This window comes from Streptomyces filipinensis, assembly GCF_014649495.1.
Lineage (GTDB): Bacteria > Actinomycetota > Actinomycetes > Streptomycetales > Streptomycetaceae > Streptomyces > Streptomyces filipinensis.
The window spans coordinates 60,379-74,077 of sequence record NZ_BMTD01000015.1 but is presented as its reverse complement, the minus strand read 5'-3'; the positions used below and the strand labels follow the sequence as shown (position 1 = coordinate 74,077).

Below are 13,699 nucleotides of genomic sequence, written 5' to 3'. Positions count from 1 at the left end.
AGACTCCGGCGTCATCGGAGTCTGTCCGCAGACTTCGTCTCCGCCGTCGGTCAGGAAGGAGTGACACCATGGCGCACATGTTGAACTAAAACCTCGCCGTCCCCGATGTGGATGACGCCGGTGTCCTGTCCGCGCTGGTCGCTGAGGGCGACGAGCTCGACGTCCTGGTCAGGGCAGTGGACGACTGGTCCGTACCGACACCGGCACCGGGCTGGACGGTCGCCCACCAGATAGCCCACCTCGCGTGGGCGGACGCGAACGCACTCAGCGCCTTACGCACTCCGGAGGCGTTCGGTGCCGAGCTGGGGCGGGCGGAAGCCGAAGGCAGCGGGTACGCAGACAAGGCCGCCGCGGCGGGAGCGGCCACATCGCGGTCGGTACTTCTGGACGAGTGGCGGGCCGGTCGAGCGGAACTGGCGGCGGCACTGCGCGACACGCCGTGGGACCACGCGTTCCCCTGGTACATGTCTGAGGTGACCCCGGCCCTGATGGCGCCCCTTCGTCTGATGGAAACCTGGGCACACGGGCAGGACGTCTTCGATGCTGTGGGCGTGGTACACCGCCCGACGGATCGACTGCAGCACGTGGCGTCGCTGGGGGTGTTGGGACGGGCGCTGTCCTTCGCCGCCGTCGGACTACCCGAGCCGGCGGACCCCTTCCGCGTCGAGCTGACAGCACCTGACGGACGGACCTGGGTGTGGGGCCCCGGGGCTGCCGCGCAACGGGTACAGGGCGGCGCTGTCGACTTCTGCCTGTGTGTCACCCGGCGTCGCCCCTGGTCTGATACCAACATGACGGCGACCGGCGAGGACGCCCAGATATGGCTGGAGGTGGCGCGCGTCTTCCTCTGAATGCGTGTCGGGGGCCTGGGTCATGCGAGACGCGTGACGGTTGCGACCCGCTCTCCAGACACGGCGACGGTTCCGGAATGATCAGCACCCCGCTCCGCTGAAGGGGGGTGGCAATGCCAACACATGACCGTTACCACCACCACCGCCGCGGCGGCTGGGACCGTCGGGGTGATCACCGTGGCTGAGGCTGGTTCGTCGGGTAACGTCGACGGACCCGTCGGCCACCACGCCCTCACCGAGGGCGACAGCTTTCGTCCACCGCCCGCTGCCGGCGATCCCGCGGCAGCGACCACGCTCCCACACTGGGACCCACGCATGGCGCTCATGCCACCGCTGTCCTGTCGCAGCGAAGTCAGTTGGTCGGAAGCCGGTGACCTGGACGGACTGGATTGGTTGAGACGGGAGCCCGTGGACGGGAGCCTGGGAGCCGGTTTTGGACGTAGAGCCTGATGGCGCCGTAGGAGATCGAGGTCTCGTGCTAGCGACTGCATCCTTTGGCCTATTGCGTTTTCGTCCCTGTGGAGGACGATCTTGCGGCACCGCTGCGAGAGGGTTGATCCGTGCGAACAACCATCGGATACACCGTCGAAAGCATCGGCTACGTCGTAGGAGCGCAGGGGCTCGTCAGCTTCGTTTCGCGGACCTTCTTCGGCACGGAGTGGGGCTGGCTGCACAACGTCGTCGACCTTCCGTCCACCGCTTACCTCGGCATCGTCGTCGTGGGGCTGGCGCTCATCGTCGGCGGGGTGAAGACGCGGAAGGCGCCCGAGCGCCAGGAGGCCGCCTGACCGGCGGGCCCTTCATCCGGCGACTCCCATGCTCTCGGGACCTTGGTTACGCGAAGTCCTTGAAGGCGAGCTGCTGCGGGATGTCCGCTAGGGCGCGTATCGGGTCGTGATCGATCCCTGGATTCGACCCCGCTCCGTGGCTCTGGTCCGGTAGATCGTCTTGCGTGACTCATGGGCAGCTGGTCGACGAAGAGTGGGAGTTCATCGAGCCGTTCCTGCCGATCGGCAGTAGGGCCCATACCCAGAGGGGCTGCGGCTGCAGTTCGAGGGCGTGATCTGGCGGTTCACTCCACCACGGCACGCACGAAGCCGCCGGGATTCACCTGGACGAGAACATGCTCACCCTTTTGGAGAAGGCCGCCGCCGAGGAGCAGGCGGCCAGGTCAAAGGGAGCGACCTCGAAGGACAAAGGGGCAAGACGTCGAAGTCGTCCCCGACCAGGAGGAACGACGACGCGTCCTGCGGCAACCGCGCCATCAAGGCCGTGGTGAGAAGTGTGCGCCCGATCGAGGGCCGCTCTCAACTGCACCGCGGGCGGATCTTGGATGCCCGGCATGCCCTGGAACCCATGGCCCCTCACCGGATCCCTCCGCCAGACGCGGACCGGATGTACAGGGAGCTGGACTCGACCAGCGTTGACACGCTGGTGGTCTCCTGGCACAAGAACGTCCTGGAGGCTTTGGCGGCCTATCCGTACGAGGCTGCGGTCCTGGTGTGGCCGGCTCTGAAGCAGGCGGAAGTGCTGCGGCCCGGCGGCCCGAAGACGAACAGCTTTGGACTGGCGCCGGCCCTCATGCCGCTGGACCTTCTGACCGTCGGAGAGGTCGGCGAAGCCGTCGAGCGGCCACCGCACGGGGTTTCCTCGAGCGCGCGGGCGAGGACAGTGTCCACGTCGATCCCGTCGCGATTCGCGTGATCGGCCGGCGCGGCCTGGCTGCCCGGTTCCGCTCGGACTGGAATGCGGCGAAGGCCAGCGAGCCGACTCCCCGGACGTCTTCCTGGGACAGTCGGCGGAGACGTCCGCTGAGTGACGGGCGGGCCAGCCCCCGCCGGGCCGGTTCCTGAAGAGTTCTGGGCTACTCGGCAGGGAGACGGTCGAGTGCGGGCATGACCGGGTCCGATGGAGTGCGGGGACCGTTTGATGGTGGGGCCGGGCGGAGCCGGTAGGGGCGGCTGTGCCATGCCCAGCCGCGCTTGAGGATCAAGGAACCCAGGCCCAAGGTGTCCAGGGGCAGGGAATCGGCTGCTGTGATGACCTGCGGCCAGGTGAGCTCTCCCTGCGCATCGAGGGCGGCGGCCAGCGCCGTCTCCAGACGTGGGTCGACCGTGCGGTGTTCGAGCAGTCGGCGGGTGCGGTAGCCGTCCGTGGCCACGAGTCCCCAGCCCCGGGCCCGGCAGAATTCCTCGGCGGCCCGGTACTTGGCGACGTTGATGGCCATCGCCATTTCGTAGACCGGTTTGACCTCGATGAGGACGCAACGGCCATCCACAGTCGCGGCCAGCAGATCCGGGTAGTAAGTGCGCTGTTGCCCGGCAAACTCGTAGCTGATGGCCAGGGGTTGTTCCTGGTAGTACGCGATCTGCGGCGCGAAGCTGAGCAGTTGGATCACTCGCAGCTCTGTCTCTGACTCGTACGACACATCACGGCCCAGCTTCGGGCAATGCCACACTCCGAAGCATCCCCGGTCGGTTTTCTCCTGCTCCCGGAGGGTGCCCAGTTCAGTGCGATGCGGGGCCGGTTCGGGCTTGCCGAACCAGGTGATCTCGCTGGCCAGCGCTTCCCAGCGTCGGCTGGCACGTTCGATACGTCGCTCCTGTGTCGCTTCACGACGGGCCGACTCGTGCCGCAGGATGCGTATCGTCGACGCCTCTGCAGCCAGGTTGTCCGCACGGACCTTGTCCGCGCCGGCCAACCGTGCCAGAAGGGGTATCGCCTGTCGAGGCGTGACCGAGGGCAGCAGCACGTCTGACAGGTCCAGTAGCCGTTCCGCCGCCGACGGCCCTGCCTCGGGCGGAATCCGCTGCACACAGCTCAGCTCGGCCAGTACCTGTCGGAGCTTTCGCGAAGCCGGAGCGTCGCTTTTGGCCAGACGGCGGATCGCCCTCGTCTGCAGTTGCCGAACTCTCTCCGGCGACACGCCGAGGGTCTCTGCGACCTTCTCCAGTGTCTGGGCCGATTGATCGTCAAGTCCCATGCGACGGGAGAGGACCTCCCGGTCCCGCTCCGCGGGCATCTCACCCACGGCCGCGGCCACCAGCTCCCTCAAGACGAGCACTGTGTCAGCATCGCGTTCGGCGATCAGTGGCCAGTCGGCCGTCAGGCGCACGGCGCCCGGGCACACGCACTCAAGCAGCCAGTGATCCAGTAGCAGCACTTGGCTGTCGTGCCACAACCGCCGGGCCGCTGTCCGCCGTACGGCCACGGCCTTGGCTGCCAAGTCGTGAACCACTTCTCGGGCTAGGAAGACCTCGCGGCGCTCGGGACGCAGCACATGGCCGGTCACGTGCTCCCAGTCCGCCAGCACCTCGGCCGTCAAACTCGCCGCGGCGGCCCCCCGGGGCTGGGTGGACGCGTGCCCCCTGTGACGCTCATGCCGTTCACGGAGACGCCGCTCGGCACCCACCTCCCGCCATGCGTAGCCAGGATCTGCGGCCAGTCGAGACCTCAGCCAATCCAGCGGATCATCGACGGCCGAGCCGGACTGCAGTACGAACCGGTCCAGACGCGCGTGAACACCGCCCGTCGTACGGCCGTGCCGTTCAGCGAGCTCGGACAGAGCCAGTCCTTCGCGCACACCCTCGACAAGCTGAGCGTCCTCCTCTTCGCTCCAGGCACAGCCACGCCTCGCCCCGGCCGCCTGATCCTGCACGTTTCTCCCCCTCGGTTCCGGCATTTGTGGGGGCAGTATGCCTGCTGGCGCTGACAACACGCCGCTACGGATGCTGCCGGCGGTGCGCCCCAGGTGTGGGCAGCCATCGTGTTCGTGGCCACCACGGGCTGTACCTGGCGCCAACTACCAGCGGGCTTTGGCCCGTCAGGACCAACGGCACACCGGCGGTTCGCCGGGTGGAGCCGGGCCTGGGTCTGGGCCAAGCTCCACCGGCTGGTCCTGGACGAGCTCGGCGCGCGCGGCGCCCTGGAGGGTGTGCGGTCGACGTCGCCGCCTGCACCGTCGCTATGAACGCGAAGCGGAACACTTCCCGGCCTTCGGCGGGATCGCCGCGGCGCTCATGTGCTTCCGACGCCGCTCGCAGCAGGCGTGAGGCACCGCACCGCCGCTACGGGACGTTCCAGGCGGCGATGAACGGCTGCCCGTCCTCGGTGGCCAGGAAGCTCAGCGTGCCTGGATGAGGATGGCCGAGCAGTCGGCTGGCGGAGGCGTCGAGGCCGAGCCACCGCACCGTGAGCACGCGGGCCAGATGACCATGCGCGACGACCGCGACATCGCCCTCCTCCAGCAGCGGCCGGACCCGGTCCAGCACCGCGTCCGTGCGCGCTGCCACCTGCTGGAGCTGCTCGCCAGGATGGTCGTCGTCGCCGGGAATCACGCCGTCCCGCCACAGGTCCCAGCCCGGCTTCATCTCCTGGATCTGCGCCGAGGTCAGGCCCTCGTAGCCGCCGTAGTCCCACTCCAGCAGATCGGGATCGGGCCGGACGCCGGCCAGGCCCGCCAGCTCGGCCGTCCGCATAGCGCGGCTCAGCGGGCTGCTGAAAACCGCCACCAGATGGCGTCGTGCCAACCTCGGAGCGAGCTCCTTCGCCGCGGCCTCACCCGCGTCAGTCAGCGGAACGTCGGTACGGCCAGCGTGCTGGCCCGACAGGCTCCATTCAGTCTGGCCATGCCTGATCACTATCAGTTCACCCATGGCCGCTCACGATATCTGATCATGCGTCACGGCCGACCATTCCTCGCCTTCGCCGCCACCACCCGCACCCTCATCTGCGACGGCTGACTCGCCAACTGAGATGCTCTCTTAGAACTCTCACCTGCCGGTGAGCGCGGTCGCCTGACCGCACCGTGCGCTGCACGTGGCTGACGGGCGCGGCCCAGCCCGTCCGGTGGAGAGGTGAGGGCCTGGGCCGCTCGCGCGACGGGTTCACCATCAAGCTCCACCTGAGCGCGGATGGCCGCTCCCGCCTACTGCCCCTGATCGTCACACCTGGTCAGCGAGCTGGCTGCGCGCAGTTCAAGCCGGTGGTGGAGAAGATCCGAGTCCCGAAGATCGGGCCGGGCAGGCCCCGCAAGAACCCCGACGGCCAGGCCGCCCGCCTGCGCAAAGGCTCATCCGGCGCACGGCCACCTGGCTTCCACGAAGAGCCCGGTTCGACTGCGCCGATCAGGCGCAAGAGCAGCAATAGCAGTAACAGATGCATGCCCCGAGGCGGCCTACCTCGAACGAGTACTGCTTCCCTGCGGGGATGTACATCCAGTCGCCGGAGGTGAGTTCTTGTCCGTTGTAGTGAATCGAGCCTGTGGCGATGAAGCGCAGGCCAGGCCCTCCGTCGTGTGAGTGAGGTGGCGCCTTGGCTCCAGGCTCAGCCACCGTGATGTAGAGCTGAGTCGGGCAGTTCATGTAGAAGGGCAACTGCCACTTCTTGAACCCTGAGGGGACGTTGTCGACCACAAGTCGGTTCAGCACTTCGTCCATGCCGGGATCCCTGGACGTGATGATGCGGTCTTCCGTTTCGAGGCCACTCGCGCGAATGGCGTCCGTAATCCTCTTGACGCCGTCTTCGAAAGTAAGCCGGTTGGGGTCGAAGGTGTCGTTCGCCACTTCTCTTCTCCTTTGGAGGGCTGCCAGTACCTGAACGCATTCCCCACTGGCATATGCCCCCCAGGGGGAAGGTTGCAGATTTCACTGCAATGGCTGCCCGCAGCCGCATCACGCAGGGACGTTCCAGCGAGCAGATCCCCGGCATCGGCCGCTTTGGCCCAGCGGGCGAGGCGTTCGCGGGTGCTTGCCGCCTTCTTGACGGCTGGGGCGCGGCGGGGGGAGGGGGCGTATCTCTGTGTGGCCCGGCTGATTCGGATCCGCCTGGGCTCGTGACGGTCGCCCACGCCGGCCGCGGCGAGTGGAGGCGCTCATGCCTGCCGGCGCCGCCTTCCCCAGGAGGCTGGTGGGGCGTGAGGAGATCCGTAGCGCGATGGCGGTGTACTACGAGCAGCAGGTCAAGGGCGACCGCTCGCCGAACTTTGAGAAGTCCGGGTACGTGCTGCACACCACCTCCGATCCCGACGTGTTCATCACCGAGATCGATACGGTGTTCGATGCAGACGGAGACGACGTGACTGTCTCGCTGGTACAGATCTTTCGCATCCGCGAGGGGAAGATCGCTCGATTGCGTGACTACTTCACGCCCGAGCTGATGAGCTGAGGACATCCGAGCGGTTCCCGCTGCAGGCATGCGCTGACTTTTCGGCCGCTCCTTGGCCCGAGTTCGGATCAGCGGGCGGACCAGAGGAAGATGCCAGCAATGTGGAGTCCGGCCAGATAGATGGCCGCGGTCTCCTCGTAGCGGGTCGCGTGCCGCGCCACTGCTTCAGGCGGTTGATGCATTGCTCGACGGTGTTGCGCTGCTTGTAACCCTCGCGGTCGAAGGCCGGTGGCCTGCCGCCCCGGCTGCCCCGTCGCCCGGTGGCGCCGCTGATCGGCAGGCACCGGTATGACAGCCCGGATTCCGCGTCTGCGCAGGTGGGCGCGGATCGCGCGGGACGAGTAGGCCTTGTCCGCCAGGACCACGCCCGGCCCCGTGCGCGAACGACCACGCCGTCGGGGCATGCGCAGGTGGCCGACGACGTCCGTGAAGGCGGGACTGGTTCGCCGGCCGGGGCCCCCTTTCGCGGGCCCCGGCCGCATGCTGGTGAGCCCGCACGATCGTAGAGTCCACCGATACGGCCCAGCCCAGGTCTTCATCGGCGCGGGCCTGGGCCATCAGCGCGGTGAACACCCGCTCCCAGGTGCAGTCAACGGCCCACATCCGCATCCGGTTGTAGACGCCACGCCCGTTGCCATACCGCTCCGGCAGATGCAACCACTGCGTTCCGGTCCGGAACTTGAAGGCAATCGCGTCGATCACCTGGCGGTGACACCACCGGCGACCACCCCGCTGCGGTGTCCGGTCCTGGAGTAACGGCTCGATCCGCGCCCACCTCACGGGGTCCAGGGGCCCTCGGCGCACAGTGCGTGGTCGATCAGGGAGCTGGCCGCTTTCTCTTGGGCCAGTATGTGCTCCGGGGTGTCGCCGCGCGCCTCGGACATGGAGACCACGGCACTTCGCCCGGCGTCGTCGCTGACGCCGTTGAGGGTGATGTAGCCGCCGTCCCCGCCCTCGTGGCTCCAGTAGGTTCCTCCGCAGCTCAGGGGGCGTTCGACCAGGCCGAGCCCGTATCGCCCGCCGGGCCACAGCTGTTGGACCTCCGCGTTCACGGAAACCGTCTGCTTCATCTCGGCCAGCTGCCGCGTCGGTAGCAGGCGGCCCGCGAGCAGCGCGCGGAGGAAGACGTTCTCGTCCCGCGTGGTCGTGACCCACGAAAGGCTCTCGTGGTCCACCGGTATCTGGTCGGTGACGTCCACCCGGGAACGGGGGCCGAAGAGCTGGTAGGCCTGGGCGTGCGGCTGGGGCAGGGTGGGCGAAGTGCCCATCCACCGGGTCTGGTCGAGGCCGAGCGGGCGCAGGATGCGGTCTTCGATCTCCTGGTGGGCGGATTGACCGGTGGCCTTCTGGATGATCAGGCCGAGCAGGACGTAGCCGGTGTTGGAGTACGCCCAGCCCTTGCCGGGCGGGAAGTCCGGCGCGTGGGCCACGGCGCGGGCAACCAGCTCCTCGGGGCCGTAGACGTCGTGGCGCTGCTGGTAGTACTCCTTGGGCGTGGTGTATCCGGGCAGGCCGTCAGGGATGCCGCTGGTGTGCTGGAGCAGTTGGCGGATGGTGACCCGGCTGCCGTCGTTGCCCTTGTTGTGCACCACTCCCGGCAGCCAGTGGTCGACCGTGTCGTGAAGGGACAGCCTGCCCTCGGCCTCCAGTTGGAGGACCACGGTGGCGACCAGCGTCTTGGACGTGCTGGCCATGCGGAAGTAGCCGTTGGAAGGGACCGGGCGGCCGGTGTCCAGGTCGGCGGTGCCGCTGGTGGCGACCGACTGTCGACCGTCAGGTGCGATCACGCGGACTTGCACACCGCTGATACCGAGGGCGTGGATCGCCTCGGCGTCCTGGCGCAACCGCTCCACGGGGGAGGGCCCGGCGGGCTTGACGCCGGTGGCGGCCCCGCAGGCCGTGAGCAGCGTAGCGACACCAAGTGCCATGGCGAGGTGCTTTCGCGGAATCGAACTCATGGCTGAACGCTAGTTTCGCCCCCTCACGGAGTGCGATCCGGCGAACCCCATGATCGAAGGGGGGATACCCCCAGCGCGTGCTTTGGGGCTTCAGGAACAGACTTTGCCGCGCAGTGAAAAAAAGTTGCGGGCCGCTGTCGATCCGGCCGCGTCCCGTTCGACGTCATGATGTGCGGCGCCTTGCCACACAATGACGCGACAGGACCTGACGAGGGAACACGTGGATCAACTGCTGCGAGTCATGAATTTCAACGTCTCAAGTGACGGGATCGGTGCCGGTGAGCACCAGAGTCTCGAGAGACCGTTCGGCCTCGACCATCCCGAGAGGCTGTTCGCATGGGCCGGAGCCACGGCTAGCTGGCCCATGCGCACGGATCCCGGAGGGAGCCGGGGCCTCGACGACTACTTCACGCGAGACTTCGCACGCGACATCGGCGCCGAGATCATGGGACGCAACAAGTTCGGACCCCAGCGCGGGCCCTGGCAGGACGATGAGTGGCGCGGCTGGTGGGGGGACGAACCCCCTTTCCGCACCCCGGTGTTCGTCATGACCCACCACGCGCGTCCTTCGTTCACGCTCTCCGACACCACGTTCCACTTCGTCGACGGCGACCCGGCCACGGTACTCGCGCAGGCGCGGGAGGCGGCGCAGGGAAAGGACGTCAGGCTGGGCGGCGGGGTCACCACGATTCGGCAGTTCCTCGACGCCGCCCTCGTCGACACCATGCATGTGGTGGTCTCGCCGGTGAAGCTCGGGTCCGGACTACGACTCTGGGAGTCCCCCGATGAGCTGCTTGACCGGTTTCACCTGGAGGTCGTGCCCAGCCCGAGCGGGGTGACGCACCACCTGTTCTGGCGAGGGTGACGCAAGGGCCCGCTCAGGGCCGGCTGAAAAGGCTGGCCAGGCACTCAACGACCAGCCGTTCAGCTGATTCGCCTTGATCAAGGGGTCAAAGGCGGGTTCTGACACCTGCAGGCCGCGCCTCGACGGCCCGCCGCCCGCACGGGCTGCGGGCCGTCCCACGAAGTGGCGTCATTGCTCGGTTCCGGCACAGATCTTGGGAGTCGTTGCAGAGCGCTACGTCTGTGTTCGATGGGGAGGACACGGGTTCGCGTGAGACCGCCTACGCCTTGGCGTCTGCCGATCTGAGTTGACGCTCCCTCAGTACCTGGCGGCCGCTGCCGCGGTCGGTCGTGGATGTCGAGGTGGTCACGTCCGCGTTCGGCATGGTCGAGGCGGAGACGAGGGGGCCGCGCTGCCGGGGCTGCATGCCCAGACTGCGGCTGCCTTTCGGACCGAGTCCACGACCGCTACCAGCGCAGGCTGAAGGACCTTCCACTTGCTGAGCAGTGCTTTGTGATCCGGCTGACGGCCCAGCGCTTCATCTGCGGGTCGGCGGACCGCCCGCGCCGACGTTCGCCGAGCCGTTCTCCCAGCCGGCCGCCCCGTACGCATGGTTGACCACGCGGCTCACCCCACGCCCTGGAGCGAGTGGGGCTGGCGCTGGTCGGGCGGGCCGGCGCCCGGCTGGCTGCCCTGCTGGGCTTCGGCGCGGGAAGAATGACCTTGTTACGCAGGGTCCTGGCATTGCCCGATCCGCGGTTCAGCACGCCGCGGGTGCTGGGCGTCGACGACTTCGCGGTCCGGCGTGGCCAGACCTACTGCACCGTCTTGACCAGTGTCGAAGACCGTCGTGTCGTCGATGTGCTTCCGAACCGTGAAGCTGGACCACCGGCCGCCTGGCTGATCCGCCATCCCGGCGTGGAGATCATCTGCCGGGACCGGGCCGGTGCCTACGCCGAGGGACCGCGGCCAGCGTGTGGACGGGGGTCCATCCAGGTGCCCAGGCGTGGCAGGATGGCCTCATGTTGATCCGAAAGGGCGATGCCGCGTAGGCGTCCCAAGGCCATCCGCGCAGAGCGGTGGCGGCCACGATGGCAGTATCCGGTCCTGAGGGTCCGCGGTGTCTCCGCGCGGACTCGTGCAGCGATCCGTCGGGTCGAAGACGAGGAGATGTGGCCCAACGCGGTCGCGCATGCGGTCTCTCGCTTCGAGTCGGCTTTCAGGCAGCCTGGACGGTATCTGAACGCCTCTGAGGCCCATTCGCCTGGGATAGAGGTGGAAGACGCCCGTGATGACCTGGATCGGGCGATGCTGCACCTTCCTCCCGGAGCCAGACGGGACTTGGGGCGACTGATCACGCGCATCGATGAGGAATTCGCGCGCCGCACCTTGCCCGAACCCAACAACATCGAGTTGGCGATGTTCGGCTGGTGGTGGACCAGAATGCGAGAACGCTGACGGGCCCCGGCTCGCCCCCTGCAATCGCACGACACCGTTCCCCGCCCCGCGATCGCTCCCCAAGATCTGTGCCAGAACCCACGTTTCATCGACATCGATCACGCGGCAGCTCCGCGGGTCACTCCCGAACTCATGTCGAAAACACGTCCACCCAGGAAGGCGGAACTGGCCTCTGGCTGGTGCCAGAGGCCAGTTCGCTGTCGGATCGTCGGCCGGGTGCCGGGTGCCGGGTGCCGGGTGCCGGGAGCTCAGCTGATGGCGTTCAGCATCGCTTCTTCGACGTGGTCGGCGGCGTTGCGATGGCCGAGGGCGTTGGGGTGCACGAAGGACAGCTGGTCAGGGAGGGTGACGAAGCCTTCGACCCACTTGTTGGCGTCGCAGGCGCTGTGGTTGTGGGAGGAGGTGTAGAGGTCGACGAAGCTGGCGGCTTCCTGGGTGCCGGTCGAGTCGTCGATGGCCCTGTTGAGGGGTTCCAGGACGTCCTTGCGCAGCCACTCAAGGTCGCCCTGGGTGATCGTGCCGAACTTCGTCAGGTCGCCGAAGCCGCACTTGGAGGTGTCCTTGGGGACGATGGTGGGATAACTGACGGCCAGGATCTTCGCGTGTGGGGCGCGCTCATGGAGTACGCGCAGCATCCGGTCGTATTCCTGGCGCACCTTCTTCAGCCGGGCAGGGATGCCGGCGCCCAGGGCGTCCTTGCACGGGGTGCCCTTGCCGTCGCTTTCGCCGCCCAGCTCCGGGCACTTCATGAGGATGTCGGCGAAGCCGAGGGTGTTTCCGCCCACGCCGACGGCGATGACGTCGGTGGCGGGGCCCACCGCCTCGGACTGAGGGGGCACCGCGGGGAAGGGATAGTCCGGGTCCTCGGAGATGGGCGGAAAGTGACGGCCGATCGGGTGCTGGGGTGTGTCGGTGACGTTCTCGATGGTGGCGGCGCCGCAGCTGACGTTGGTCAGCTCGAAGAGACCGCCGAGGTCGCGGTCGATGACCTGGGGGTAGGACCGGTCGGTGCGCTCGCAGCCATCACGCGGGACTTCGAAGGTGTTGCCCGCGGCATGGATGACCCCGGCGGTGTAGGAGTCGCCCAGGGCGACCCACTGGTGCTCCTCGGCCCCAGCGGCGGGTTGGGCCCCGGCGAACTGCGCGGGGACAAGAGCGCTGGCGGCGAGAGCTGCGACCGAGGCGAGCAGGGCGAGACGAATGCGAAAGCGTGCCACGAATCCTCCAGGGATACGGTGTCGGCGTCGCTTTGACCATAAAGAGACCGTTACTTAACGCACTAGATTCAATACGGTCAGTAGTCGACAGTCGCGGGACGCGTCTGTGTGGGGGACGTGGGTTCGGCCTGTTGACCGGGCGCGCCCTGTTCGCGACCGCCTTGGCGCGACACTTGCCCGATCTGGAGAGACCCTTGACTGGCTGGGTGATCCCGTCCTGAGGTGCACGTTAGCGGTGACTGTCTTGTTCTCGATCAGCGACAAGCTCCTCCAGCTGCTACATGCAACAGTTTCGACACCAGAGTTCACGAGTTCGGACAGCAGCCTGGGGCCAACGGATTCGAACAGCTTGGTGTCGATGGATACCTTCGATGGCGGTGGCGCTGGTGATCGATGGCTGTGTGTCGGCCGCTCGTTCGCGACGGACGGTGGTGGGTTGTCGGCGTCGGCGGCGTGGAGGACTCCGCGGATCAGCAGGTCGAGGTCGTCCGTGGTGGTGCGGTAGTTGCACAGGCAGGCGCGCAGGACGGTGTGGCCCATGAGGGCGTTCTCGCCCATGCCGCAGGTTGCGTTGATGACACCGGCCAGCAACTCGGCGATGATCCCGGCCGGTGAGGGAGGGGAGTTGACCCAGGCGAAGAACGCAGGGTGCGACTGGCGCCGCAGGGAATCGAACACTCCGGCGCATGAGTGCTGTTGAAACTGGTGAACATCTGCTGTCGAAACTCATGAACAGAGCCATCCAGCCGTTCAGGGTGGCGAAGACTCAGGACCCACGCATCATGCTCCGCAGCCACCCGTTATCGCCGGGCCCAGAGGAGGGTGGCGGCGGGGTGGAGGGCAGCCTGGTAGGTGAGGGCGAGTTTGTCGGTTCGCATGGCCAGGCCGCTCCCTTGCTTGAGCCGGTTGATGCATCGCTCGATCGCGTTGCGTTGCTTGTACGTCTCAGCGTGGAAAGCCGGTGGCCGCCCACCGGTACGGCCTCGCCGCAGGCTGTGGCGGACCTGATCGGAGGGCTGAGGGATGACCGCGCGGATCCCGCGTCGGCGGAGATGCTTTCGGATTGCGCGGGACGACTACGCGCGGTCCGCCAGGACGGTATCCGGTCGGGTCCTTGGTCATAGTGATGCAGCGTGCGGACGCTCACGCCGGCCAGCTTGGCCACCTGCCCCACGGTCCACTGATCCTCCACGGCACCGACCATGC

At 67.5% G+C, this 13,699-nt stretch carries 13 protein-coding genes and 4 pseudogenes; 9 read left to right on the top strand and 8 right to left on the bottom strand.

Annotated features, from left to right (window positions below; genetic code table 11):
• Positions 1 to 107 precede the first annotated feature (107 nt).
• From IE244_RS29100 to IE244_RS29090, 3 genes are all read left to right on the top strand, one after another.
• The gene (locus IE244_RS29100) at positions 108 to 851 is read left to right on the top strand and encodes a TIGR03084 family metal-binding protein (protein WP_229854390.1); all 744 of its coding nucleotides are present in this window, start codon (positions 108 to 110) and stop codon (positions 849 to 851) included.
• A gap of 560 nt (positions 852 to 1,411) precedes the next feature.
• Positions 1,412 to 1,639, top strand: coding sequence for a hypothetical protein (locus tag IE244_RS29095; protein WP_191876531.1), 228 nt, complete (start codon positions 1,412 to 1,414; stop codon positions 1,637 to 1,639).
• Between the two features lie 496 nt (positions 1,640 to 2,135).
• Positions 2,136 to 2,555 (top strand): hypothetical protein, encoded by a 420-nt coding sequence (locus IE244_RS29090; RefSeq protein ID WP_191876530.1) that lies wholly within the window; start codon positions 2,136 to 2,138, stop codon positions 2,553 to 2,555.
• 160 nt (positions 2,556 to 2,715) lie between these two features.
• Here IE244_RS29090 and IE244_RS29085 read toward each other — a convergent pair whose 3' ends face one another.
• Positions 2,716 to 4,509 carry a TnsA endonuclease N-terminal domain-containing protein gene (locus tag IE244_RS29085; RefSeq protein WP_191876529.1) on the bottom strand — a complete coding sequence of 598 codons (1,794 nt, stop codon included), beginning with the start codon at positions 4,507 to 4,509 and terminating at the stop codon, positions 2,716 to 2,718.
• An 81-nt stretch (positions 4,510 to 4,590) separates the two neighbouring features.
• Here IE244_RS29085 and IE244_RS29080 point away from each other — a divergent pair.
• Positions 4,591 to 4,791, top strand: a pseudogene (locus IE244_RS29080) (transposase); the annotation flags it as partial.
• 127 nt (positions 4,792 to 4,918) lie between these two features.
• Here IE244_RS29080 and IE244_RS29075 read toward each other — a convergent pair.
• Together IE244_RS29075 and IE244_RS29070 are read right to left on the bottom strand one after the other, a co-directional pair.
• Positions 4,919 to 5,506, bottom strand: coding sequence for a histidine phosphatase family protein (locus tag IE244_RS29075; RefSeq protein ID WP_191876528.1), 588 nt, complete (start codon positions 5,504 to 5,506; stop codon positions 4,919 to 4,921).
• A gap of 471 nt (positions 5,507 to 5,977) precedes the next feature.
• Positions 5,978 to 6,415: a cupin domain-containing protein gene (locus tag IE244_RS29070; protein ID WP_191876527.1), complete on the bottom strand. Its 438-nt coding sequence runs from the start codon at positions 6,413 to 6,415 to the stop codon at positions 5,978 to 5,980.
• Positions 6,416 to 6,725: 310 nt separating this feature from the next.
• Between IE244_RS29070 and IE244_RS29065 the strand changes: the two genes are divergently transcribed.
• The gene (locus IE244_RS29065; RefSeq protein ID WP_229854389.1) at positions 6,726 to 7,016 is read left to right on the top strand and encodes a nuclear transport factor 2 family protein; all 291 of its coding nucleotides are present in this window, start codon (positions 6,726 to 6,728) and stop codon (positions 7,014 to 7,016) included.
• A 68-nt stretch (positions 7,017 to 7,084) separates the two neighbouring features.
• Here the strand turns inward: IE244_RS29065 and IE244_RS29060 are convergent.
• Both IE244_RS29060 and IE244_RS29055 read right to left on the bottom strand, forming a co-directional pair.
• Positions 7,085 to 7,820 (bottom strand): annotated as a pseudogene (locus IE244_RS29060) (transposase).
• Positions 7,793 to 8,974 carry a serine hydrolase domain-containing protein gene (locus tag IE244_RS29055; RefSeq protein WP_191876526.1) on the bottom strand — a complete coding sequence of 394 codons (1,182 nt, stop codon included), beginning with the start codon at positions 8,972 to 8,974 and terminating at the stop codon, positions 7,793 to 7,795. The pseudogene IE244_RS29060 and the gene IE244_RS29055 overlap by 28 nt, the downstream one beginning before the upstream one ends.
• A 220-nt stretch (positions 8,975 to 9,194) precedes the next feature.
• On the opposite strand from IE244_RS29055, the gene IE244_RS29050 reads away from it, so the two are divergent.
• The 4 genes from IE244_RS29050 (at position 9,195) to IE244_RS42285 (ending at position 11,276) form a co-directional block, all read left to right on the top strand.
• The gene (locus tag IE244_RS29050) at positions 9,195 to 9,839 is read left to right on the top strand and encodes a dihydrofolate reductase family protein (protein ID WP_191876525.1); all 645 of its coding nucleotides are present in this window, start codon (positions 9,195 to 9,197) and stop codon (positions 9,837 to 9,839) included.
• A gap of 333 nt (positions 9,840 to 10,172) precedes the next feature.
• Positions 10,173 to 10,436, top strand: coding sequence for a transposase family protein (locus IE244_RS42295; RefSeq protein WP_229854388.1), 264 nt, complete (start codon positions 10,173 to 10,175; stop codon positions 10,434 to 10,436).
• A gap of 99 nt (positions 10,437 to 10,535) precedes the next feature.
• Positions 10,536 to 10,847 (top strand): transposase, encoded by a 312-nt coding sequence (locus IE244_RS42290; RefSeq protein ID WP_229854408.1) that lies wholly within the window; start codon positions 10,536 to 10,538, stop codon positions 10,845 to 10,847.
• Between the two features lie 246 nt (positions 10,848 to 11,093).
• Positions 11,094 to 11,276, top strand: coding sequence for a hypothetical protein (locus tag IE244_RS42285; protein WP_229854387.1), 183 nt, complete (start codon positions 11,094 to 11,096; stop codon positions 11,274 to 11,276).
• Between the two features lie 248 nt (positions 11,277 to 11,524).
• Here the strand turns inward: IE244_RS42285 and IE244_RS29035 are convergent, their stop codons facing one another.
• The 3 genes and pseudogenes from IE244_RS29035 to IE244_RS29025 form a co-directional block, all read right to left on the bottom strand.
• Positions 11,525 to 12,493: an SGNH/GDSL hydrolase family protein gene (locus IE244_RS29035; RefSeq protein WP_191876523.1), complete on the bottom strand. Its 969-nt coding sequence runs from the start codon at positions 12,491 to 12,493 to the stop codon at positions 11,525 to 11,527.
• Positions 12,494 to 13,293: 800 nt separating this feature from the next.
• Positions 13,294 to 13,611: pseudogene (locus IE244_RS29030) on the bottom strand (transposase); the annotation flags it as partial.
• 8 nt (positions 13,612 to 13,619) lie between these two features.
• A pseudogene (locus tag IE244_RS29025) lies at positions 13,620 to 13,697 on the bottom strand (hypothetical protein); the annotation flags it as partial.
• Positions 13,698 to 13,699 lie beyond the last annotated feature (2 nt).